General features: G+C 64.1%; 23 protein-coding genes. 4 read left to right on the top strand and 19 right to left on the bottom strand.

Annotation, left to right across the window (positions count from 1 at the left end; translation table 11 throughout):
- Nucleotides 1-4 precede the first annotated feature (4 nt).
- The 5 genes from AC066Y_RS08270 to AC066Y_RS08250 form a co-directional block, all read right to left on the bottom strand.
- Entirely contained in the window at nucleotides 5-205 is a 201-nt protein-coding gene (locus AC066Y_RS08270; protein ID WP_478273443.1) for a hypothetical protein, read from the bottom strand.
- A complete protein-coding gene (locus AC066Y_RS08265; protein ID WP_478273442.1) occupies nucleotides 202-1,164 on the bottom strand; it encodes a carbohydrate ABC transporter permease in 963 nt (320 codons plus the stop codon). The genes AC066Y_RS08270 and AC066Y_RS08265 overlap by 4 nt, the downstream gene beginning before the upstream one ends.
- Nucleotides 1,161-2,135 carry a carbohydrate ABC transporter permease gene (locus tag AC066Y_RS08260; protein WP_456759072.1) on the bottom strand — a complete coding sequence of 325 codons (975 nt, stop codon included), beginning with the start codon at nucleotides 2,133-2,135 and terminating at the stop codon, nucleotides 1,161-1,163. Before AC066Y_RS08260 ends, AC066Y_RS08265 begins: the two co-directional genes overlap by 4 nt.
- A 74-nt stretch (nucleotides 2,136-2,209) precedes the next feature.
- Nucleotides 2,210-3,568 carry an ABC transporter substrate-binding protein gene (locus AC066Y_RS08255; RefSeq protein WP_478273441.1) on the bottom strand — a complete coding sequence of 453 codons (1,359 nt, stop codon included), beginning with the start codon at nucleotides 3,566-3,568 and terminating at the stop codon, nucleotides 2,210-2,212.
- Nucleotides 3,569-4,130: 562 nt separating this feature from the next.
- Nucleotides 4,131-4,595 carry a RidA family protein gene (locus AC066Y_RS08250; protein ID WP_478273440.1) on the bottom strand — a complete coding sequence of 155 codons (465 nt, stop codon included), beginning with the start codon at nucleotides 4,593-4,595 and terminating at the stop codon, nucleotides 4,131-4,133.
- Between the two features lie 389 nt (nucleotides 4,596-4,984).
- Between AC066Y_RS08250 and AC066Y_RS08245 the strand changes: the two genes are divergently transcribed.
- Nucleotides 4,985-5,368, top strand: coding sequence for a C40 family peptidase (locus AC066Y_RS08245; protein WP_478273439.1), 384 nt, complete (start codon nucleotides 4,985-4,987; stop codon nucleotides 5,366-5,368).
- Nucleotides 5,369-5,678: 310 nt separating this feature from the next.
- Here the strand turns inward: AC066Y_RS08245 and AC066Y_RS08240 are convergent, their stop codons facing one another.
- Complete coding sequence (locus AC066Y_RS08240) at nucleotides 5,679-6,311, bottom strand: TetR/AcrR family transcriptional regulator (RefSeq protein ID WP_478273438.1); 633 nt, start codon at nucleotides 6,309-6,311, stop codon at nucleotides 5,679-5,681.
- A gap of 94 nt (nucleotides 6,312-6,405) precedes the next feature.
- Between AC066Y_RS08240 and AC066Y_RS08235 the strand changes: the two genes are divergently transcribed.
- Complete coding sequence (locus tag AC066Y_RS08235) at nucleotides 6,406-7,071, top strand: O-methyltransferase (protein ID WP_478273437.1); 666 nt, start codon at nucleotides 6,406-6,408, stop codon at nucleotides 7,069-7,071.
- Nucleotides 7,072-7,094: 23 nt separating this feature from the next.
- On the opposite strand, the gene AC066Y_RS08230 is transcribed toward AC066Y_RS08235, so the two are convergent.
- The 3 genes from AC066Y_RS08230 to AC066Y_RS08220 all read right to left on the bottom strand — a co-directional run bounded on the left by AC066Y_RS08230 (nucleotide 7,095) and on the right by AC066Y_RS08220 (nucleotide 10,284).
- Nucleotides 7,095-8,435 (bottom strand): TRAFs-binding domain-containing protein, encoded by a 1,341-nt coding sequence (locus AC066Y_RS08230; RefSeq protein ID WP_478273436.1) that lies wholly within the window; start codon nucleotides 8,433-8,435, stop codon nucleotides 7,095-7,097.
- A 12-nt stretch (nucleotides 8,436-8,447) separates the two neighbouring features.
- Nucleotides 8,448-9,032 (bottom strand): hypothetical protein, encoded by a 585-nt coding sequence (locus AC066Y_RS08225; protein ID WP_478273435.1) that lies wholly within the window; start codon nucleotides 9,030-9,032, stop codon nucleotides 8,448-8,450.
- A 112-nt stretch (nucleotides 9,033-9,144) separates the two neighbouring features.
- Nucleotides 9,145-10,284 carry a patatin-like phospholipase family protein gene (locus AC066Y_RS08220; protein ID WP_478273434.1) on the bottom strand — a complete coding sequence of 380 codons (1,140 nt, stop codon included), beginning with the start codon at nucleotides 10,282-10,284 and terminating at the stop codon, nucleotides 9,145-9,147.
- A 398-nt stretch (nucleotides 10,285-10,682) separates the two neighbouring features.
- On the opposite strand from AC066Y_RS08220, the gene AC066Y_RS08215 reads away from it, so the two are divergent.
- Nucleotides 10,683-12,107, top strand: coding sequence for a toll/interleukin-1 receptor domain-containing protein (locus tag AC066Y_RS08215; protein WP_478273433.1), 1,425 nt, complete (start codon nucleotides 10,683-10,685; stop codon nucleotides 12,105-12,107).
- A gap of 139 nt (nucleotides 12,108-12,246) precedes the next feature.
- On the opposite strand, the gene AC066Y_RS08210 is transcribed toward AC066Y_RS08215, so the two are convergent.
- The 3 genes from AC066Y_RS08210 to AC066Y_RS08200 form a co-directional block, all read right to left on the bottom strand.
- Nucleotides 12,247-12,984 carry a hypothetical protein gene (locus AC066Y_RS08210; protein WP_478273432.1) on the bottom strand — a complete coding sequence of 246 codons (738 nt, stop codon included), beginning with the start codon at nucleotides 12,982-12,984 and terminating at the stop codon, nucleotides 12,247-12,249.
- A 108-nt stretch (nucleotides 12,985-13,092) separates the two neighbouring features.
- The gene (locus AC066Y_RS08205; protein ID WP_212314100.1) at nucleotides 13,093-13,350 is read right to left on the bottom strand and encodes a hypothetical protein; all 258 of its coding nucleotides are present in this window, start codon (nucleotides 13,348-13,350) and stop codon (nucleotides 13,093-13,095) included.
- A 115-nt stretch (nucleotides 13,351-13,465) separates the two neighbouring features.
- Nucleotides 13,466-14,464: an NAD(P)H-dependent flavin oxidoreductase gene (locus tag AC066Y_RS08200; protein WP_478273431.1), complete on the bottom strand. Its 999-nt coding sequence runs from the start codon at nucleotides 14,462-14,464 to the stop codon at nucleotides 13,466-13,468.
- A 64-nt stretch (nucleotides 14,465-14,528) separates the two neighbouring features.
- Here AC066Y_RS08200 and AC066Y_RS08195 point away from each other — a divergent pair, with 64 nt between their 5' ends.
- Nucleotides 14,529-16,091, top strand: a complete 1,563-nt coding sequence (locus tag AC066Y_RS08195) for an AMP-binding protein (RefSeq protein ID WP_478273430.1) — start codon at nucleotides 14,529-14,531, stop codon at nucleotides 16,089-16,091.
- A 149-nt stretch (nucleotides 16,092-16,240) separates the two neighbouring features.
- On the opposite strand, the gene AC066Y_RS08190 is transcribed toward AC066Y_RS08195, so the two are convergent.
- From AC066Y_RS08190 to AC066Y_RS08160, 7 genes are all read right to left on the bottom strand, one after another.
- Nucleotides 16,241-18,412 (bottom strand): ATP-binding protein, encoded by a 2,172-nt coding sequence (locus AC066Y_RS08190; RefSeq protein ID WP_478273429.1) that lies wholly within the window; start codon nucleotides 18,410-18,412, stop codon nucleotides 16,241-16,243.
- Nucleotides 18,413-18,750: 338 nt separating this feature from the next.
- Complete coding sequence (locus AC066Y_RS08185) at nucleotides 18,751-19,524, bottom strand: thioesterase family protein (protein WP_478273428.1); 774 nt, start codon at nucleotides 19,522-19,524, stop codon at nucleotides 18,751-18,753.
- Entirely contained in the window at nucleotides 19,524-20,495 is a 972-nt protein-coding gene (locus tag AC066Y_RS08180; RefSeq protein WP_478273427.1) for an NAD(P)H-dependent flavin oxidoreductase, read from the bottom strand. The genes AC066Y_RS08185 and AC066Y_RS08180 overlap by 1 nt, the downstream gene beginning before the upstream one ends.
- Nucleotides 20,496-20,665: 170 nt before the next feature.
- Nucleotides 20,666-21,154: a hypothetical protein gene (locus AC066Y_RS08175; RefSeq protein WP_478273727.1), complete on the bottom strand. Its 489-nt coding sequence runs from the start codon at nucleotides 21,152-21,154 to the stop codon at nucleotides 20,666-20,668.
- A 124-nt stretch (nucleotides 21,155-21,278) separates the two neighbouring features.
- Nucleotides 21,279-21,860, bottom strand: a complete 582-nt coding sequence (locus AC066Y_RS08170) for a YqaA family protein (protein ID WP_478273426.1) — start codon at nucleotides 21,858-21,860, stop codon at nucleotides 21,279-21,281.
- 63 nt (nucleotides 21,861-21,923) lie between these two features.
- A complete protein-coding gene (hisE, locus tag AC066Y_RS08165) occupies nucleotides 21,924-22,325 on the bottom strand; it encodes a phosphoribosyl-ATP diphosphatase (protein WP_478273425.1) in 402 nt (133 codons plus the stop codon).
- A 124-nt stretch (nucleotides 22,326-22,449) separates the two neighbouring features.
- Nucleotides 22,450-22,884: a hypothetical protein gene (locus AC066Y_RS08160; RefSeq protein WP_478273424.1), complete on the bottom strand. Its 435-nt coding sequence runs from the start codon at nucleotides 22,882-22,884 to the stop codon at nucleotides 22,450-22,452.
- Nucleotides 22,885-23,026: the final 142 nt, after the last annotated feature.

The following is a 23,026-nucleotide window of genomic DNA, read 5'->3' as shown; positions in this document are numbered from 1 at the left end:
GGCCCTATTCCGGAAAATGGCTGACGACGACGAAGCCGACCGTGCCGGCCAGGATCGTCACGAAGGAGTAGCTGTAGAGATCGATCGACCAGGGCTGCACCAGCATGACGATGCCGCCTCCGATCAAGGTCATCGCGAAGGCCTCCCACGGCCCGCGACGAAACCAGCGCACTACGCCACCTTTGGCAACCACTGAGCCGCTCATTTGCGCACCGCTCCGAAGGTGATGCCGCGCAGCAGATGCTTGCGCAACAGCACGGTGAACATGACGATCGGAACGACGAACAGCGTGGTCGCGGCGGCAACCGCCGGCCAATCCTGCCCGCCCTCGCCGATGATGAAGGGAATGAAAGGCGGCATGGTTTGCGCCTCGCCGCTGGTCAGCAGCACCGCGAAGGCGTACTCGTTCCAGGAGAAGATCAGGCAGAAGATCGCGGTCGCCGCGATCCCGGTGACGGCCTGCGGCAACACCACCTTGCGCAGCGCCTGCAGCCGCGTATAGCCGTCGACCAGCGCCGCCTCCTCATACTCGCGCGGGATCTCGTCGATGAAGCCCTTGAGCAGCCAGACCGCGAGCGAGACGTTCACGGCGGTGTAGAGCAGGATCATGCCGAGCCGCGTGTCGGTCAGATTGAGCTGCCGGTACATCAGATAGATCGGGATCGCCACCGCGACCGGCGGCATCATGCGCGTCGAGAGGATGAAGAACAGCAAATCGTCCGCCAGCGGAATGCGGAAGCGCGAGAACGCGTAGGCCGCGAGCGTGCCGAGGAAGACCGCGAGGAAGGTCGAGCCGAAGCCGATGATCAGCGAGTTGACGAAGCGCGGCACGACCTTGGACGGCCCGGCGATCACCATGTCGCGCTTGCGCACCAGCTGGTCGTACCAGGTCTCCGGCGGCGGCAGCTTGGCGATGAAATCCGGCGTCTGGCGCGTCCGCACGGTGAACAGGTTGACATAGCCTTCGAGGGTCGGCTCGAAAATAACCTTGGGCGGATAGGCGATGGCGTCGCTCTGCGACTTGAAGGCGGTGGCGACGATCCACAGCAGCGGCAGGATCGTGATCACGGCATAGAGGATGACGAGGCCGCCGGCGAACGCCTTGGTGCGCGGCGAGGCCTCGACGATCGAGTGCGCGGTCGATTTGGTGGTGGCAGCGGTCATCGTTGCTTCACCTTGTTGAGCGTCTTGACGTAGATGTTGGCGGCGCCGAACACGGTCACGAACAGGATGATGGCGAGCGCCGAGGAATAGCCGGTGCGCCACTTCTCGAATGCCGCACGCTTCAGCGCAATCGACACCAGCTCGGTGGTCGAGCCCGGCCCGCCGGAGGTCAGGAGATTGACCATGTCGAACATCTTGAAGTTCTCGATCGCGCGGAACAGCACCGCGAGCATCAGGAACGGCACCGTCATCGGCAGCGTGATCGACCAGAACTGCCGCCAGGCCGAGGCGCGATCGACTTCCGCGGCCTCATAAATGTAATCGGGGATCGAGCGCAGCCCTGCAAGGCAGATCAGCATGACGTAGGGCGCCCACATCCAGGTATCGACCAGCACGATGGTCCACGGCGCAAGCGACACCTGCCCGGTCATGCTGAACGAGCTCGGCGGCACGCCGGTGAACAGGCTGATCAGATAGTTGAACGGCCCGATCTGCGGCTGCAGCAGCAGCGTCCAGAAATTGCCGACCACCGCCGGCGACAGCATCATCGGCAGCAGGATGATCGTGGTCCAGAAGCTGTGGCCGCGAAACTGACGGTTGATCAGGAGCGCCAGGCCGAAGCCTATGACCACCTGCAACGCCACCGACGAGATCACGAACTGCGCCGTGGTCTGCAGCCGGAACCAGACGTCCTCGTCGGTGAGGATGTCCCTGAAATTGTCGAGGCCAACGAACCGCAGCGGCAGATATGACATGCTGAGGTTGAGGCTGGTGAAGGACAGCCGGATCATCCAGATCAGCGGAAAGATGTTGATCGCGAGCAGCAGCGCGATCGTCGGCGCGACGAACAGCCAGGCGATAGCCCGGTCCGACAGGCCGTGGACGCGCCGCCCGGCGCGGGATTTTACAGGCTTGCTCACGCCTGGGATCGTAGCATGATCGGGTTGGAGGATCGTCGTCATCGTGTCCATCAGCGGGGCTGGCCGGTTCGGATTCCCCGAGGCGGCCCTCAGGGAATCCAGTTCAGGTGATGTGCGGGCGGGCGCTATTGCGAGGCGACTTCCTTGCCTTGCTCCTTGAACACCTTGGTCCAATCCTTGACCAGGAGATCGAGCGCCTGCTGTGACGTGCCCTTGTCGGCGACGACGTAGTCATGCACCCGCTTCTGCATGTCGAGCAGCAGCTGCGCGTAGGACGGCTCGGCCCAGAAGTCCTTGACGATGCCCATCGACTCCAGGAATTGCGGCGCGAACGCCGCGCTCTTCGGGAAGTCGGGCGCATCGACCACCGCCTTGAGCGCCGAGTAGCCGCCGATCTGCCACCATTTCTGCTGCACGGCGGGCTGCGCGAACCATTTGATGTAGGCGAGCGCGTCGTCCTTGTGGTCGGAGGTTGCCACCACCGAGATGCCCTGCCCGCCGAGCTGCGTGAAATGCCCATTGGGACCTGCCGGGTTGACGAAGAAGCCGATCTTGTCGCCGCCGACGTTCGGGTCCTTGTAGAGACCGGGGAAGAAGGCGAACCAGTTCATCTGCATCGCAACCTGGCCCGACTTGAAGGCATCAAGTCCTTCCTGCATGTAGGCGTTGGTCATGCCCGGCGCCGTGCAACACTTGTAGAGCTCCTTGTAGAACTCGAGCCCCTTGGCCGCGTCGGCGGAATTGACGATGCCCTGCATCTGGTACGCCTTCTTCGGATTGTCGTAGGCGAAGCCGTAATTGTAGAGCACGTTGGTCACGCCCATCGTGATGCCTTCCGAGCCGCGCTCGGTGAAGATGTAGGCGCCATAGACCTTCTTGCCGTCGATCTCGCGGCCCTGGAAGAACTCTGCGACCTGCTTCAGCTCGTCATAGGTCTTCGGCGGCGCCAGATCGCGGCCGTACTTGGCCTTGAACGCGGATTGAATTTCGGGCCGCGAGAACCAGTCCTTGCGATAGGTCCAGCCCACCGCATCGGCCATGGCCGGCAGCGCCCAGTAGTTCGGCGTGTTCTTCGGCCACTGCGAGTAGCCGACGACGGTCGCCGGGACGAAATCGCCCATCGAGATCTTCTCCTTGTCGAAGAAGTCGTTGAGCTTGACGTACCATTTGTTCTCGGCGGCACCGCCGATCCATTGGCTGTCGCCGATGATCAGGTCGCAGAGCTTGCCGTGCGAGTTGAGCTCGTTGAGGAAGCGATCGGCGTAGCTCGTCCAGGGGACGAACTCGTATTTCATCTCGATGCCGGATTGCTTGGTGAAGTCCTTGCCCAGCTCGACCAGCGCGTTGGCCGGGTCCCATGCCGCCCAGCACAGCGTGAGCTGCTTGCCTTGTGCTGCGGCTTCCCCGCCGCCGAGAACCCCAACCGCAGCGGTCGCAACGACCGCGGACGCCACCGTACTGCGTAACCATCCCAATCTTCGCATATCCATTTCCTCCGTATCGTTGAAGCACCTAACTCGCCCGGCGCATCCCTGCCGGATTGACGCCGAGACTTCGAAACCGAGTTGATGAGCGATGATGGAGAGCGAGACTGAACGCGTCCGGAAGTTGGGATCCGGATGGCGGGGCTCCTCCCACACATCAGCTCGATGTGCGATGTTTATCGTTTTTGTAATACTAAACGTATTACTAAATTCAGGAACCCGTCAAGCCGATTTTCTTGCGAACCTCAAGAGGGCTGGTTGCACTATCGTAAGCAGAATAATCGCTGCAGTGCACCAACGCCGATCGTGGAAAGCACCCAGCGCGGGGCTCTGCCTGATGTTTAGTGGATCATTTTACTGAACGTTCAGCGCAATGGCCAACGCCCTGCCCGTTTCGCATCGCCTCGTCAAAGCAAGGCGAACGCGATCGAACACGATCGACCGAGGGGCCTGCTTGTTGGCATGCGTGTCGTCCCGAAGCTCAGAAGCCGTCAATGCATAGACGCTTCTGGCCCAGATGCTCCGCGAAATTGGCACGGAAGGCAGAAGGCGCCGCTGCAGCCTAGCGCGCCAGCGCTGCGATCAACTCGACTTCGATCGATGCGTTGCGCGGAAGCTGCGCGACCCCAACGCTCGTCCTGGTGTGCAGTCCCCGCTCCGGACCGAACAGCTCCATGATGAGCTCCGATGCGCCGTCGGCGACCGCGGTCTGACCGCTAAAATCCGCCGCGCTGTGCACGAACACGGCGAGCTTCAGGATTTGCGTGACATTGTCGAGCGATCCCAGATGCGCCTTGATCGCGGCCAATCCGCGGATCAGCGCCAGCCGCGCACCCCGCTTGGCTTCTTCCAGTGTGACATCGCGGCCAACCTGGCCGACGACATGCACCTTGTCGCCGTCGCGCGGAAGCTGACCGCTGACATAGATCGTGTCGCCATGGACCACGACCGGCGCGTAGGCGCCGCCGGCCGCCGCCGATATCGGCAGCTCGATGTTGAGTTCGTTCAGCCGCTGCTCGAGGTTCACGATTGCTTGCCAGCGAACTGGCCCTCCCTGTCCGATCTGCGGCGGCTTCTGAGCGAAGCGGAGCTCCGTCTGCCGCGGGGCGCTTCTGTTAACCCGATTCTGCGTGACGCGGTACCCGGGAACATGCTCTCGGAGCAATTCTGCCGCTATCAACGCTGTGCGCGGCTCTTCCAGTTATGCGAGAGCATGTCGGGCCATGTCTCAGCCGCCAGACGGGATTTATCGGCCATATTTTGGCCATAGCCCGTTTCTTAAAGGCCCGAGCGGGCCATGTCCCGCCTCTGTTTTGCGTCGCCTGGCCGGTGCGGTCGCTTCGCAACCAAATCGCAGATCGTCGCTGCGACCCTCCCACAATCAGGATGGCCTGCCAACGACAAGAGGACTTTGTAATGCGTAAAACTCTCGCGGCTGTCGCCGTGCTTTTGGCCTTCGCTTCATCTGCTGCTGAAGCTCGCGGCCGTCATCACCATCATCGACACCATGCACATTCCGGTCGCCCCGCTGCGTGGTGTGGGTGGTTCATGCGCACGCAGGTCGGCAGCGATCCGGGCCCGCAATTCAATCTGGCGCGATCCTGGGCGCGATACGGCAGTAATGCAGGCGGCCCTTCGGTCGGCGCGATCGTGGTCTGGCGTCACCACGTCGGCAAGATCGTGGGCCACGAGAACGGCCAGTGGATCGTCCAGAGCGGCAACGACGGGCATGCCGTGCGCACGCGGCCGCGCTCATTGGCTGGCGCCATCGCGTTCCGAAGCGCTTACGCTTCGTTTTAGGGAACCTCGACGCGATATACGAACCGTTCATCATCGCGACTTACGCTGCCGCGGGGTTTCGCCCTGAAGCCCTCAGACGGGCGCCGTCACCTGCGTTGACCAGGTGGCGGCGCCTTTTTCAGGAATGCATGGCTTGCCTCGGAAACCGAAGAAAGTTGCGACGGCCTCTCAGACCGTTTCGTATTGGTCCGCCGCTTACATCAGTTTCTGCAATGGCGTGGCCGTTTTCACTGTGACCGGCGGCGTGCTCGGGTTTCTGCTGGTCGCCAAGCACTACCTGTGAACGACGGCCGGATTTACTGCGCGCGTTTCAGCGCTTTGCGACACTCTTCAGATACGCGCAGAACATGTCGGCCATTGCGTCCGCATGGGCCTCGATCTCGGCCTGACTTCGCGGGCTCTCTGAAAAATCCTTGCCCACCGTGCTCATCGTGGTCGTGATCAGATCGCCGGCCGTCGCGCGGACCGCGTCGGAAGCTTTCGGCAATGCCTCACGCATGAAGACCTCGACGATGCGCTCGCCCGATGCACGCGCCTCGCGGGCTTCGGGCGCGTCGCGATAGAGCGGCGCGGCGTCATTGAGTGCGACGCGCACCGCGGCCTCCTCGCATTCGGAACGGATGAACGCGTACACCAGCGAACGCAACCGCTGCAATGGCGGCCGCGTGCGGTCTGCGAGAATGTTGCGGAGCAGGCTGGAGTTCTGTCGCCACTCATCGCTCTGCAGCCGGAACAGGATCGACGCCTTGTTCGGAAAATACTGGTACAGCGAGCCGACGCTGACGCCGGCCCTCTCGGCTACGCGTGCCGTGGTGAACCGCTGCGCGCCTTCCTTGGTCAAAACCTGAACAGCGGCATCGAGGATCGCCGCGACGAGCTCGGCCGAGCGGGCCTGTTGCGGCTGTTTTCGCGAGGAAATTGAAGAGCTTCGCCGTCCGGTCATGAACGCCCCAGGGAATGCGATTAGCGAATGCGAATAATTATTCGTATTTCTGGCGAGGCGCAAGAACGCGCCGCCTTTCAGACCGGAGACCGACATGACCACCCTCGTTTCACCTGAGATCGCGGGCCTGCTCGACCGCCTGTTCGCGCAAGCTTCCGCCGCTGACGAGGAGACCCAGCTCGCGGTGGCCGACCTTTCCGATGAGGAACAGGCACGCCTGATGCGGAGCAAGACCGACTACCGCGCGCTCTACGGCCGCCTGAACAATGTGCCGCTCGCGGTCTCGCGCGAGACCGGCACGCTGCTCTACATGCTGGCGCGCGGCACGCGGGCGCGGAACATCGTCGAGTTCGGCACCTCGTTCGGCATCTCGACGCTGCATCTCGCCGCCGCGCTGCGCGACAATGGCGGCGGCCGGCTGATCACATCCGAATTCGAGCCGTCCAAGGTGGCGCGCGCCCGGGACAATCTCGTCGCCGGCGGCGTTGACGACCTGGTCGAGATCCGCGAGGGCGACGCGCTGAAGACGCTGCGCGCCGATCTGCCCGATACGATCGACCTCGTGCTGCTCGACGGCGCCAAGGCGCTCTACCCCGACATCCTCGATCTCGTGGAGAGCCGACTGAAGCCGGGCGCCTTCGTCGTCGCCGACAATGCCGACCACAGCCCCGATTATCTGGCACGGATACGCTCGCCGGAGAGCGGCTATTTGTCGGTGCCGTTCGGCGAAGATGTCGAGCTGTCGATGCGGCTTGGTTGAGCGGATGCTGGCGGAGCGCGCGATCAGGCCGTCTTGATCTTGTCGATGACGGCGGACAATCGCGCGCGCTTTGCTGGGTCGGTGACGTATTGGAGACTGGCTTCGAGGTCGCGAAGGACGCTGCCCACTTTCCATTTGGCTTGCCCCTCGGCAACCACCTGCATTGCCAGTTCCTCGGCCTTGTCGGGATCACCGAGATCAAAGGCCGCGGCAAGCTGCGTCGGGCGCAGCCATTCGTCGGCAAGCTGCAATCGTCTGGCCCGCTCGCAGGCGGCAATCGCGACCCGCACGGTGGCCTGCGCAAGATCCTCGTCTCCCGGGTTCCCCCGGGCACGATAGAGACGGGGCAAGTTGCTGGAGCAATAATAGGCGTTGAGATCGAGCTCCATACCCTGCTGATAACAGTCGATCGCCTTCTCGAGCTCCTCCTTGCGGCGAGGGGAGTCGGCCGGTGCGGCTCTGGCGAGGCGTTTGTGGCGGCCCCCCATCAAGCCGAGCCGTTCCGGCGTCGGCCCCGCGAAATCGATCAACGTCTGGATCTCGGCAATGGCCTGAATGTCGTCGCCGGCCTGGGCCGCGGCAAATGCACGATTTTCCTGCACTTCTGGCTCGCTCGCGAAGCGGTCGGGAAGCTTGCTAATAAAGTCCAGCACGATGTTCCAGTCGGCAGCATCGTTGACGCAGTCGCGCAGCATCAGCAACAAAGCTAGCGCCTTTGCATAAGTGGCGGGCGGACTTCCCTCGGTCGCGATCAGCGCTTGGGCCCGCGCCATGCGCTGATCCGGGGCCGCCGCGCGCACCGCGCGTATCTTGGTCTGAAACGCGGCTTGCTCGGCGAGCTGACCTCGCATCACGGTCGCCTTGCGTGGATCGACCTTGTCGGGATAGCCCGGGATCGACTGATGCATCGGCGAAATCCCGGCGGCGAGCGTCTTGATAGGATCCTTGATGGCAGCCTGCATCGCGGCGGCGGTCGCCTCGGTGATCTCACCTTCGGGCAGCGGGTAGCGGACGGTCCGCATCTGGACGACGTCGAACAATTGCTTGGACCAGTCGGCCGCAAGCAGGACGCATCCCGTCTTCTGTGATGCGTGGCGAATGCCGACCTCGTAATAGACGTTGCCATTCGGAATCGTCATGTCGGCCAGCACGAGATCGGCGAAGTAGATCCGCTCCAGCATTTCGCTGACGATCAACGCGCTGGTGTCCTGATCGGCCCGCACCGGATCATAGCCAAGGGCCTTGATCGCCGGAACGTAAGCCCGATCCCAGAGCGCGTTGAAATCGATCTCGGCCGGACCAAACTTGGGGTCGGCCTGGGTCGGCTTGCGGCCGTAAGGCATGATCATGAAACACGACGGCATCTTGCAATTCCTTCAGTCCCATAATTTTCTCGTATCCAGCCAGTAAATCCAGGTCGTCTTGCGCCCCGCCTCTTCCATCAGATGCTTCGCACCGCCGGGGCCGTCGCCGCCCTCGCCGTTCCACAGGCAGACGAAGGCGATCTTCTCGTCGCCGAACCGGGCGGCGCGCGCCAGCATCCACTGATTGTCGCGCTCGTAGGCGTTCTCGCCGGCCGGCAGCGGCCCCAGCTCCTCGGGCATGACGTGGAGCGTCGCCTTCGATTTCGCGGCGAAATAGCGCGCGCGCCAATTGCCGCCGGCGAAATCCACCGAGCCGGCGAGGAAGGTCGGCTCATCGAATGGAATGTAGATCTCAAGCCGCATGCCCTGCGCGAGAGCGGCTTCCGCAAACAGGAGATCGCCACCGCAGGCCCCGCCGCAGATTGCAAGATCGCCTTCGCGGACCCCGACCCGCACAAGCGCTGCGGCAATCGCAGCGGCCGCAGCGGGCTCCTTGTCTGGCGGAAAGCGTGGCGTTTTTCGATCTGGCGCATCGATCATGTGACCGCTGAAGAGAACCACCGTGTTCGGTGATTTGGCGTCTTGTTCCGTGGCCATCGCGACACCTCGACTCATGATTGGATCATTGTGTCCAGGTGACGAACTTAACTGAAGCCAAATTCCTTGTCGAAGCCGGGATCCGCGCGTTGTGACGCCGCTGCGCTCGGCATCACGTGAGATCGAAGGCCTGTGGGAAATGTTCCGGCCTGACCTGCTCCTTCGCGGCGAGCTGTCCGATCCCGGCGAGTTCGTCCATGTTCTTCGGGTCGTCCATCGCTGCGGCCTTCGCAAGCGCGTCCGGCGTCCGATCGATGCGAAGCTTCTCCTTCAGCCAAGCCGTTTCCAGCAGCACGTTGTACCGCGCATAGGTCGCGAGTTGCGGCCCGTTCTGGCTGTCCGCGATCATATCCGTCACCGCGCGATCGATCGGCCACGGCGTCAGGCAGTTGGTCAGCCATTGCAGCATGGCGTGATTGTGCCGGCTGCAATCGTCCATGAGCGATTGCAGCGAGCGCACACCCTGCTCCGCCGCCGGCATGTGAAGGATCTGCTCCGTCGGGAAGGTCGCCCTGAATACGCCGGTACCCGCCGAGATCAGCAGCAGCTTGTCCTTGCCCGTGTGCCACCGAAAGCCGTGGCCATGGAGTGCCGCGAGCATCAGGAGTTGCAGAGCCGGATCGTTGAACGGGCTGACGCCGCCGTCGACGAAGGCGCCGTTGACCGTGTGACCATCGCGCGCCGAGATCGTGATCTCCTCCGGTTTAAAATAGGTTGGCGCCGCGGTGCTGGCGCGCACCACTTGGGTCAGCCGCAACGCGCCGTCCTGCTTGGCAAAGACCGCGTCCGGATTGTTATGCAGCGGCCATGGACTGCCGGTATCGAGCCGCTTGGTCATGATCATCAAGCCGGTGCGGATGCGATCGCCGCCGATCACGGTGTCGGCGCCGAGCTGCGCGTCGAGCGCGCGCTGCAAGGCGTCGGAATTGAATTTCGGTGCCAGCAGCCCTCGCCGCCAGAACGATTCCTGAAAGATGTCCGTGCCGATCGAGCGATAGAGCTTCTTCAGGGCGTCGACGGTCATGCCGCAGGCCAGTCCGGCTGCGATGATCGATCCGGTCGAGGTGCCGCCGATCAGATCGAAATAATCGCACAGCAACAGGTCGTTGTTCTTGTACCGCTCGCGCAACTGCGTCTCAATCGCGGCCAGATATTCGAGCGTCAAAATACCGCGAATGCCGCCACCGTCGAGCGCCAATATCCGCTTCGGTCCGGCGTCACGATCAAGATGCTGCTGCTTGGTCTTCGGCATGATTGCGCCCCGACTATGACTTTTGCTGATCTCGATACGGCCGACCGATCATGGCCGAAGGCTCAATTGATCGTGCGTCCAGGCGCGAACCGCGCCAGGCCATGAAATGAAGCGATGCGTTCAAATCGACACATCAGCCGAGTTTCGAAAAATTTTAGCCAGTCCGCACCGGAGCAGGACAAGCATCGCGCGCCGGTTCCCTGAGTATCTTGCACATGGCACACCCTAAGGTATAGTGAGATACATCACTGGCAGGCGGTTTTTCTTTTTCGCGCCCGGCGATCGCAGATTTCAGAGACGAGCTATTATTCGATCCGCGGCGAGACATGCAGCCGCGGCATTCGGCCGACGAGACACGGCCAGCCGTCGCATCAAATTCATGCAGATCGGATTTTGCCATGCCCAATGATTTCTCGGTCTTTATCAGCCATCGCGCCGAAGACAGATTTCTCGCGCGCCTGTTGAAGGCGCGGCTCGAGTATCTCAGCAGCCTGGACGGTCAGCGTTCGGTGGAATGCTTTGTGTGCGAGGAGATTCCCGGCGGCGCCGAATGGCGGCAATGGATGATCGACAACACGGCGAGGGCCGATTGCCTGATTTTCATCCACACCAATGCCGAGCACAATTGGACCTGGTGCGCGTCCGAGATTTCCCAGTTCGACGGCTACAAGCGCGCGTTGAAGCTCATGTCAAAGGTGCTGTGGTTCTCGGTCGACAGCTCGCCGTCGTTTCCGATGCTGGCGGAGAACGAGTTTTACGGGATCGGCGAGGACGAGGTCCGGCGGTTTCTCGAAGATCTGTTCGTGCGGCCGACCTTCGGTGCCGTGCCGCTGCGGCCGAAACTGAACGCCAATCACGCCCGCGACTTCAACGAGGCGGTGAAGGACCTGCACGCGCAGTTCATGCAGATCACCCGCCCGGAAGAGCTGTTTCGTCTGCGGCCTCGCATCGTGTTCAGCGACGAATTGTCGTTCCGGCAGAAGGCCGATGCGCTGAAGGCATTGCCGCCGTCAGACCGTGCGCGGGGATTCCTGACGGATGCCAGGCTGGAGGCGGATCCCGCCACCACCACGCTGCTGTCCGGCCCCGATACAGCTGATCTCGACTGGGAGGACCTGCTCAGCGCACAGAATCGGTATGATAGCGGCGCCTGGCTCGACGAGTTGACGAGCTACATCGCGAACTCGTTTTCCGACGTGGACATTGCCAGCCGGCGAAGCCGCGAGCAGGTGCTCACTCCGATCTTCCGCGATTTGAAGCTGTATCAACCGGTCATCGCCCGGCTCGAATATCTCGACAACACGCCTTTCTCGGTCGTCATCATCTTCGTGCCGATGCCGCCATTCAGCGAGGATCCAAGACTGATGGTCGCGCAGAACATGCCGAAGGACATCGTCTTCCTCTCGATCCTGCTGCGACTGGCGCGGCGCTTCCGATGGTCGTTTCTCGAGCCGCTGTACAACGCGGTCGAGAACCTGGACGATGACTTCAGCGCCAAGCGATGGGACGATCTGCTGCAGCGCTACCACGAATGCCTGGAAAACCTCGATTCGATCCTGCGACAGGGCAACATGCGCGAGCTCGAGACCGTCGGCGACATCAAGTCGACGATCAACATCTCCGACGATGCGCTCTTGAAGGAGATGTTCAAGGATTGGGGGACGTTTCAGACCCGGCTTGCGCAGGCCATCGAGAAGAAGTCGCCGGGCGATGTACGGCAGACGCTGGAGCCATGGCTCAAGCGCAACAAGGACTTCATGAAGCAACTGCTCGTCGAAACCCAGGGCAAGGTGGACAAGCTGCGTCCGCTGGAAGCCCACTAGAGCTTTGGTTCTGATTGAATCAGAACCGAAGCTCTAGATTGTTGTTTTGACGCGTTTTCTTCACGCGAACCGGTGTCCACTTCGCTCGAAAACGCTCTAGAACTCGTCGGCCGCAGGTCGGCTCGGCCGACCCTTGCGCTCAGATCATCGAGGCGACGCGTTCGAGGCCGATCAGGCGCGCCAGCGAGCGGACCTCGTTCTTCTGATCCTCGCGGAGCTGGAACAGCAGCGGCATCGCCGCCGACTTCAGCTGCTGGACTTCCTCGGAGTCGGGATCGATCGGCATGGTTCCCGATGCGGGATCGCCCTGGCGCTTGGCGTGGATCTTGCGCGCGACGGCGCGCAGCGCAGTCTCGACCGCCGGCCAGTAATACTCCTGCGATGACGACAGCTTCAGCCGGTCCTTGATGCCGGCGATCTGCGCGTCGCTGAGCAGGGCGTAGGTCTTCTGCGGCGCCGGCTTGGCGGCCGCCTTGGGCTTCGGCAGCGCGGCGGGGGCGGCCGGCGCCGGTGCGGTGGGCTCGGCGATCTGCGGCTGGACCGCAACGACGGAGTCATTGATCTTCGGCAGGCCGATATCGGCAGGCTCGGCGGAGGCATAAGCCTGGCGCACGGTATCGGTCGCGCCCGGGATCGCGGCTTGCGCCCGCAGCAGGAGCGGCGACGGACTGGCGGGAGGCTCGGCCGGCCGAGGCGCCTCGAAGGCGGCCGTCGCGAGCGTCGTGACCGCGAGCTTGTCCTGCTTGCTGGCGCGATTGGCGACCGGACCAATGTCGGCCTGCGCCGCGGGCAGGCTGTCGCGGCCCAAAATGGCTGTTATCGCGGCGCCGGCGAGGAGGAAGCAAGTCAGCGCGGCGAGGGTGATGGCTCTGGTCAAAAACTACTCCATTCCCGGCCGGTGTTGCCGCAAACTGCGCGAGAAATGCGGCGTTACCGTGCCGTGACAGCGCCAAATAGGTGAAATCGTCCCGAAACGGCCCGAAAATCAGGCTGCGGCGTCAAGCTCATAGGCTTCCTGGATGTCGGCTACGATCTCGTGCGCCGTCCAGAGGGCACCGGGCTGGACCGAGTGCAGACTGACCGTCCAGTTGGTGCGGCGGGTGCGCGGCGTGCTGACGATGTCGAATTCGACCTGACGACACAGCGGATGCCGCTGCAGGGCGTAGAACACGCGGGTCCGGAGATCGTCGAGCGATGCCGGGGTCTTGGCCGAATCCCTGGCGAAGAGCGCCTCAAAAGCCATGTCGCATTCCCACAACTGCCGGGCGGCCAGCCGCGGCGGCGGACCATCCCCTGACGCTATTGTTGGGACTGGCATGGTTAATGCCGCGTTAAGCGGACAGGCGGGACTTGAAGGGTCAGACGAGCCGCACCCGCGCGCTCGCCACCTCGTACTCGGCTATCGTCTGGGCCAGCAGATCATCGACCGCGAGCACCCCGGTCACCCCTGAGGTGGAATGACCGCCGCTCCAGATGTCGCGCCAGCGTTTGGGGCGGCTTTCGCGGGCGCCGATGTCGATGTCCTTGCCGATGTCGATCGCGCCGCGCGTCGGCAGGTCGTCGGGATCGAGCCCGGCGGCCTCGATCGAGGGCCGCAGCATGTTGGTCTGCAGGCCTGTGAAGGCCGTCGTGAGCAGGATGTCGTCGGCGGTCGCCTCGACCAGCATCTGCTTGTATCTCGCGTCCGCCATGCTCTCGCGCGTCGCGATGAACTTGGTGCCCATATAGGCGAGATCGCAGCCGAGCGCCTCCGCGGCGCGCAGCGCGTGGCCGTCGCTGATGCCGCCGGCCAGCACGATCGGGCCGTCGAAGAATGCGCGCACGGCGCGGACGAACACGAACGGATTGAGCCAGCCGGTCTGCCCGCCGGCGCCCGCGGTGAGCAACACGAGCCCGTCGGCGCCGACTGCTGCCGCGCGCTCGGCATGACGGATCGAGGCGACGTCGGCGAACACCAGCGCGCCGGCATCGTGCAAGGGGGCGAGCACCGGCGCGGGCGAGCCGACCGAGGTGATCACGAGCTCCGGCTTGTGCCGCAACAGCACGGCGAGATCCTGCTCCAGCCGCGCGTTGGAGCGGTGCACGATCAGGTTCGGACAGATCGGCGCCGCCGCTCTGCCACTCGCGTCGGCATGCACTTGCAGGCGCCGCGCGATGTCGCCGAGCCATGCATCAAGCTGTTCCGTCTCACGGCAATTCACCGTCGGAAACGATCCGATCACGCCGTTGCGGCAGGCCGCTACCACCAGCTCGACACCCGACACCAGAAACATCGGCGCTGCAATCAGCGGCAACCGGAGGCGATCGCGAAAACGCGCGAGAGGATCAGCGGACAAGTTGTTTCTTCCCTGCATCATTGTGTTAGCGTTGCGCCAACATTGGCACGAGAGAAGCCAAAGGCAAAGCGGGAGGGACAACGAGATGAGCAATCCGCTCTATGCATTTCCGGCGGTGTGCGAGCAGACCTTGCGGGCGCTGGCGCGCTATCCGTCGCGCACGGCCTTCGCCTGGCCGGGCGGCTCGCTCAGCTATCAGGGCGCGACCGATTTGATTGGACGGATGCAGAGCGTGTTCATGCGGCTCGGCTTTGCGCCGGGCACCCGCGTCGCGCTGCTCACCGCCAACCGCGCCGACAGCTGGTGCGCCGGCGTCGCCGCGCAATTGTCGCGGCTCGCGATCACCTGGCTGCACCCGCTCGGCTCGCTCGACGACCAGCTGTTCCAGATCGAGGACTCCGAAGCCGAGATGCTGATCGTCGACGGCATCACGTTTCGCGATCGTGGCGGCGAGCTCGCCACCAAGGCCGCCGGCCTGAAGACAGTGTTCACGCTCGGCCCGGCGGATTACGGCGCCGACCTGTTGCAGGTGGTCGAGGATGCCGGCAGCGCGACCGCGAAGAACTTCGCCCGCGAGGACGACATCTCGACCTTGAACTACACCGGCGGCACGACCGGCAAATCCAAGGGCGCGCTGCGCTATCACCGCGAATATGGCGGCTTCGCCGCCGCCATCCTTGCCGACTTCGAGATTCCGGAGACGCCGCGTTACCTGACGGTGGCGCCGATCAGCCATGTCGCCGGCACCAAGGTGCTGCCGACGCTGATGCGCGGCGGCACCGTGCACATGCTGAAGGGGTTCGATCCGGAGGCCGTGTTCAAGACCATCGAGAGCGAGAAGATCAACTTCACGCTGTTCGTGCCGACCATGATTTATGTGATGCTGGATCATCCGGCGCTGCCCAAAACCGACCTCTCCTCGCTCGAGCTGTTGCTCTACGGCGCATCCGCGATGTCGCCGAGCCGGCTGGTCGAGGGCATCGAGCGCATCGGCCCGGTGTTCTCGCAGCTTTATGGCCAGACCGAATGCTATCCGGTCTCGGTGCTGCGCAAGGCCGACCATGACCCGAAGACGCCGGAGCTGTTCCTGTCCTGCGGCTTCCCGATCACCGCCTGCCAGGTGAAGATCCTCGATCAGGACGACCAGGAGGTCGCGACCGGCGAGGCCGGCGAGATCTGCGTGCGCGCCACGCATGTGATGGCCGAATACTGGAAGCGGCCCGACATCACGGCGGAGACCCTGAAGAGCGGCTGGCTGCACACCGGCGACATCGCCCGCAAGGACGAGCGCGGCTACATGTTCATCCTCGACCGCAAGAAGGACATGATCGTCTCCGGCGGCTTCAACATCTTTCCACGCGAAGTCGAGGATGTGCTGTCGCAGCACGCCGACGTCGCGATGGTCGCCGTGGTCGGCGTGCCCGACGACAAATGGGGCGAGGCCGTCACCGCCGTCGTGGTGGCACGCGAGGGCACGACGCCGAACGCCGACGAGCTGATTGGCCTCGTGAAGGCAAAGAAGGGCTCGGCGCACGCGCCGAAGCAGATCCAGTTCGTCAAGGAGCTGCCGATGACCGGCGTCGGCAAGGTCGACAAGAAGGTGCTGAAAGCGCGCTTCTGGACCGGCCGCGACCGCATGGTGGGGTGATGTTCGCCGAACTGAAGCCCGTCATCCTGAGGAGGCCGCGCAGCGGCCGTCTTGAAGGATGAACGGCCCCGATGTTTCAGCGTGCGTCCCGGTCTACCGCGGCGACAGCTGGGCCGTCGCCCTTCGAGACGCCGCGCAAGCGCGGCTCCTCAGGGTGACGGGGAGAGGGTCGATGGCGCAGCGCGACTGTCGGTGCCGGTCGCGGCCGCGAGCTGACCGCCCCCCTGCCCCAGCAGCTGATCGAGCCGCTCGCGCAGCTGATCCTGGTGGTAGGGCTTGGCCAGCCGCGGCAGGTCGACCTGGGTGCCGTCGGGCAGTTCGGCATAGCCGGTGGCGAGCAGGACGACGAGATGCGGGCGCAACTCGCGCGAGGCCGCGGCCAGTTCGAGGCCGGTCATGCCGGGCATCACGTGATCGGTCATCATCAGGTCGATCTGCTGGTCGCTCCGGAGGATATCGAGCGCGTGCGGTCCGGAATTGGCGCCGATCACGCGATGGCCAAGGTCCTCCAGCATCTCCATGGTCGACATCGCAATCAGTGGATCGTCGTCGACCAGCAGGATCACCGCCGAGCGCTTGACCTTCTGTGCCGCAGGCGCCGGGCTCTCCACCGCCGGCGCTGTTGTCGCGACCGGCAGCACCAGCACGGCCGTGGTGCCCCTGCCGACCGCGCTCGACAGCTGCAGCGTGCCGCCGAGCTGCACCGCGAGCCCGTGCACCATCGACAGGCCGAGCCCGGTCCCCTTGCCCACCGGCTTTGACGAGAAGAACGGCTCGATCGCCCGCTTCAGCACGTCCGGCGACATGCCGCTGCCGCTGTCGACCACCGACAGCTTCAGGTAGTTGCCCGGTTGCAGCGCGGGATCGCCCTTGACCTGATCGCTCCCGACCTGATCGTTTCTGGCCTGATCGTTTTTGACCTGCCAGGCCGCGAGGCGGATTTCGATCACGCCGCCATCCGGCATCGCATCGCGCGCGTTGATCGCAAGGTTGAGCACCGCAAGCTCGAGCTGGTTGGTATCGACGCAGGCCGGCGGCAGTCCGTCCGGGATGTCGAGCCGCAGCGTGATGCGCGGCCCGAGCGAGCGCTCGAGCAATTCGCTCATGTCGCGCACCAGCGCGCCGAGATCGACCGGCACCGCGCGCAGATCCTGCTGCCGTGCGAAGGCCAATAGCCGCTGCGTCAGCGAGGCACCGCGCTCGGCGCCCTGCAACGCGCCGTCGACCAGCCGGCGCAGGCGCGGGTCCTCCGGCATCCGCTTGCGCAGCAGATCGAGATTGCCCATCACGGCCATCAGCAGATTGTTGAAGTCGTGCGCGACGCCGCCGGTGAGCTGGCCGATCGCCTCCATCTTCTGCGCATGGCGGAGTTGTTCCTGCGCCCGCTCGCGCGCGGCGACCTCCTTCATCAGGTCGGCGGTGCGCTGTTCGACCCGCTGCTCCAGCGTCGCGGTGAGCTCGGCAAGCGCGGTGCGCTCCGCGGCGAGCTGCGCCAGCAGCGCTTCGCGCTCGATCTCCGCGGTCTTGCGCGCGGTGATGTCGGAGCAGACCCCGACCAGTGATCGGATGCTGCCGTCGGGCCGGCGCACCGCGCGGGCGCGGACATCGACCCAGTGCTGGGTGCCGTCGGGCCAGATGTTGCGATACTCGATCCGGTAATCCGCGCCGGTGCGCAGCGTTTGCTCGACGATTTCGCTGCGGCGGGCGCGGTCATCGGGATGCACCGCGTCGAGCAGATCCTGATAGGTGAAGGGATCGCGAGGCTTGCGCCCGAAGAACGTCTTGCAGGTCGGCGACGCCTCGAGCTCGAAATCCGGCAGATGAAGTTCGAGCGCGCCGAGATGGCCGGCATCGAGCGCGGTCTGCAACAGGTCTTCGCTCTCGGTCAGGTCTTCCAATATCTGGCGGGTCTGGTACTGGCGGCGGCGGCCGCGTACCGCCGCGGCAACCAGGCTCACCAGCGTGGTCGGATGGAACGGACGCTCGATGAAGGTGACGTTGCCGAGCGCGCGGCCGAGCCGCGCCGCTTCGGGATTGCGCTCGGGCCCGCCCTTCTCGCTCATCAGCACGATGGGAAAATCCGACCATGACGGCTGCTCGTTCAGCCAGCGCGTCAGGCCGGCAACGTCGGCGGTCCTGATCGCCTCATCGGCAATGATGGCAAGGCCCGCCCCGCTCGCGACCTGGTGCCCGAGCTCGGCAAGGTCGCCGCAGATGTTGGCGTAGTAGCCGGCTTCCTTGATCAGGTGGGCGGTCTTGACGGCGTCCCGCTCGCTCGCGGCGAGGATGACCGCGCGTTCCGAGGACGGGCCGGGCTTCACTGCGACGCTCCAGGCCGCTCCGGAGCGCCGATACCGTCCACCCGCAACGCATGGGGCCGCCGGACGGCCCTGGCCAGGAAACCGGCGGCGAGATCGATGCGCGTCATGACACCCCCTAACGAGACCAAAACTCGTTGGTGCCGCCAACCGTTCCGGAGGCACAGGGGTATTTTTGCACAAGGGCGGCCGCTGCGGGCTGCCCTTCTCTGCATCGTAGCGGCTGAAACCGGTCCGGCGCTAAAGCGCGATGAGATCAGGTTGAATCGTCATCGCGCCTTAGCTTCTTGTTTGAGCATGATCTTTTCGGAAAACCGCTTCACACTTTTCCGGATCATGCTTTAGCGCCGCTCGATCACGAGGCTCTGGACGGTCCGGCCGAAATAGCCGCGCTGGTCGGCGAGCCGCGACATCGCAAGCCCTGCGCCGTCAGGCCCGATCCAGGACTCGCTGTCGAGCAGAACCCAGTCGCCGACCGGCTCGCGCGCCAGGCTCACGGTGAGATCGGCGTTGATGAAAGTCCACCGGCTGAAATCGAGCGCCGGCGAAACGCCGTTGGAGAAATCCGAGGCGACCACCGCACGCATCGCCTGCGAAACGGCGACGCCCGCGATCAGCGGCTGGTTGACGCGGAACCAGATCGCGCCCGGGCCCAGCACGCCGAAGCGGCCGCGCGCGGCGCGCATCGAGATATTTTTCACGAACGGACTGTTCGCGAGGTTGCCCGGCTCGACGATGCTTTCGTCGGGGCCCGGCAGATCGACCGGAAGGGCCGCGACATCCGGCGGCAGCTCGGCCGCCTGCTGCTTGATCTTGAGCACGGTGGCCGAGACGACGAGAACGCCGTCGGCGAGAAGTCTGACGCCGCAGAGCTGGATCTTGCGGCCGTCGCGCAGGGTCTCGCTCGAGACCGTCAGCGGCGCCACCGGCACCGGACGCATCAGGTCGATCGTGACCCGCGCGATCCGCATCGGCACCGGCGTGGGGATAGCTTCTGCGGCCCACACCACCAGCGCGGCCGGCGCGGAACCGTGCTGCATCCGCGGGTCCCATGGACCCGCGGCATCGGGACTGGTGACGACGCGGTCGCCGTCAACGCGAAAGATCGGCTCCATCAACCAAGCGCCGGATCGACTGCTTCGTCATACTCTTTCTTGAAGCGCGCGATCAGCTCGGCCGCTGGCACCACCTTGGAGATGCTGCCGACGCCCTGGCCGGAGCCCCAGATCTCCTTCCAGGCCTTCGGCTTGGCGCGCTCGCCGGATGCATCGGTGCCGAAGCTCATCTTCGACGGATCGGAGGTCGGCAGGTTTTCCGGATCCATGCCGGCTGCGACGATCGACGGCTTCAAATAGTTGCCGTGCACGCCGGTGAACAGATTGGAGTAGACGATGTCCTCGGCGGACGAATTGGTGATCATGCTCTTGTAGCCCTCGACCGCGTTCGCCTCTTTGGTCGCGATGAAGGCGGAGCCGATATAGGCGAAGTCGGCGCCGATGATGCGCGCCGCGCGAATGGCGCGGCCATTGGCGATGGTGCCCGACAGCGCGATCGGCCCGTCGAACCACTGCCGCGTCTCCGACACGAACGGGAACGGCGACAGCGTGCCGGCATGGCCGCCGGCGCCGGCCGCGACCAGGATCAGGCCGTCGGCGCCCTTCTCGATCGCCTTGTGCGCGAACTTCTGGTTGATCACGTCGTGGAACACGATGCCGCCCCAACCATGGACGGCCTGGTTCAGCTCCTCGCGCGCGCCGAGCGAGGAGATGATCATCGGCACCTTGTGCTTCTCGCAAAGTGCCATGTCGTGATCGAGCCGGTTGTTCGACTTGTGCACGATCTGGTTCACCGCGAACGGCGCTGACGGCCGCTCCGGATGCGCCTTGTCGTAAGCGGTGAGCTCTTCCTTGATCCGGTACAGCCATTCGTCGAGCAGTTCCGGCGGCCGCGCGTTCAGCGACGGAAACGAGCCGACCACACCGGCCTTGCACTGAGCGATGACGAGGTCAGGCACCGAGATGATGAACAGCGGTGCCCCGATCACGGGAAGAGACAGGCGGCCCTTGAACAGAGCAGGCATGGACATTGGCGGCGGATCCTCAAGTTGGTTGGTCTCGAATGCTGACCGTCATACCAACAAGGCAATCTTTCCAGTGTCAAGTATTGCGTTACGGCGCTGCAAAAAGGATGACAAAACCTCATCCGGATGCCGTGCTTTCGGGCGCATCTGGCATCCCAGACGCGGTTTCGACACCTTTATTGGCAGACCGCCCGTGTCACGAAATTTTCCGTCTTGCAGTCATTCGGTCCGCGCTTGTGGCCCGGCAGATAGACCAGCGGCGAGTATTTCTCGGAGGCGTCGGTATCGATGCTCTTGCCCTCCTTGAACCCCTTGCTCTGGCACAGCCGGTCGGCGCCGATCTTGCAGTCCGGCGCGCCGTTCGAGGCCACCACGCAGGCTGCGCGCCCGGTCACCATCGTCGAGGGGCGCGCGATGTTCGACAGATCGTTGATGGTCTCGCCGGGGCTCTTCAGCTGTGGCAGTGCCGACTTCGACTTCTCGAACAGCTTTCCGATTTCGTTGATCAGCCCGGGATTCTCGCGCTCGACCGGCGCCGGCGGCAGCTCGATCTGTTGCGGTTGAGACTCAACAGACTGCGACTGCACGCCGAGCGCGGGCGGCGCAGTCTGCGCCCGTGCGCTGTCGGTCGCAGGCAGCGCCATCGACAGCGCAAGGCCCGCCATCGCAACGCACGCCTTGGCGGGATTGAGTCTCGCGAGATTCACCGGTCGTCGATTCCATCAGCCAACCCAGCGACCGTAGTCCGAAGCCGTCCGCGAACAAAGACGCGAACAGCTAGAACTTTGGTCAGATCAGCTTGAATGCGACAACAAAGCCCAGCACCAGCACGATCGCGCCGATCGCGACCCACAGGCCGAGCCGCTTCTCGAGCTCGGCGCGGATGACATCGCCATAGCGGTTGAGCAGCACCGCGACAAAGAAGAAGCGGCCGCCGCGTGCAACGATCGAGCACAGGATGAACAGCCAGATGCTGTAGCCGGCAAAGCCCGACGTGATCGTCACGAGCTTGTAGGGGATCGGCGTCAGCCCCTTCACGAGGATGATCACGGCACCCCACTCGGCATAGGAGGCGCGGAACGCGTCGACCTTGTCGGAGAGGCCATAGAGATGGATCAGCCACTGCCCGAGCGAGTCGTAGAGCAGCGCGCCGATCGCGTAGCCGAGCACGCCGCCCGCGACCGACGCGACGGTGCAGACGGCCGCGAACCACCAGGCCCGCTTCGGCCGCGCCAACGACATCGGCAGCAGCATGATGTCAGGAGGGATCGGGAAGAAGGAGCTCTCGGCGAAGGCGACGGCCGCGAGAATCCAGAGTGCGTAGGGCTTGTCGGCCGCCGCAACGCACCAGTCGTAAATCCGTTTCAACATGGGCGCGATGAACCATCATGGAGCGGATTTGTCCATGCCGGGAATGGATCGAATTTGGTTGATTTACGACTGCCGTTTGCGCAGCCGGTTCTCCAGCGCGACAATTCGACGCCGAACCACCGGGACGGGCGCGGTCTTGGGAAGCTTGACGGGCGACTTCGGCAGCTTCTCGGCGATCCCGAGCAGCCGCTCGCGCCGCTCCATCTCGCGCCACACATCCCCCGGCTTCACGCCGGCCGATGCCCACAGAACGGTGAGATTGTAGAGCAGGTCCGCGCTCTCGCGGACAACGGCGTCCGGCTTGCCGCTGACGGCGTCGATCACGACCTCGACCGCTTCCTCGGCGAGCTTCTTGGCCATCTTGGCCGGCCCACGCTGGAACAGCCGTGCGGTGCGCGAAATGGCCGGATCAAGATCCTTGGCCGCGATCACCGCCTGGTAAAGCCGCTCGATCGAATCACTCATCCTACGAGCCTAATCGAAACGTGTCGCCAGCGCGTTAACGGGCGAGCCGACAACGAAAAATCCACCGGCCTTGCAGCCGGTGGATTGATGCTTTGTGACAGTACTGAGAACCGCCGATGCGGCGTCAGTACGGCGTATAGGGCAGCTGCGAGCGGCGCCCGTAATAGTGGTGGTAACCATAGTACGGTCCGCCACCGTAGTAGACTGGACCACCATAATAGGCGGGACCACCATCGTAATAGGCCGGGCCGCCATAGTAGCCGTAGGAGTCGTAATAGTCGCGGCGGCTCTGGGCTGCGGCGATCGCCAGACCCGTGCCGACGATGCCGGCGAACGCAGCCGCGGCCGCCGCGCCACCGCCGCCATAGTAACGACGGCGGGCGCTGATATCGGTCGCGCCGCTTATGCCGTGCGATGTGGTCACTGCGGCCGCCTTGCCCGCCGGAGCAGAGCCTGCGAACGCCATCGTCGGCTCAACGGCCGTCAACGCCACCGCGGCAACCGTTGCCAATGTGGCTGCGCGGCCAATGGACGAAAAAACACCCTTTCGCGCAAACATTGCAGTCATCCTTTGTGGAAGCCAGCCCGACGGGCCCTGGTGAGCTAACCACTGCCTCTAGATTAGGTTCCCCAAACCGAATGCAAGCTGAACAACCTTGGGTTAAATCATGGCAGTCATCGGCCGTTCACCTTGCCTGGGG

The organism is Bradyrhizobium sp. USDA3010 (genome assembly GCF_056429065.1).
This window is presented reverse-complemented; position numbering and strand designations above follow the sequence as displayed.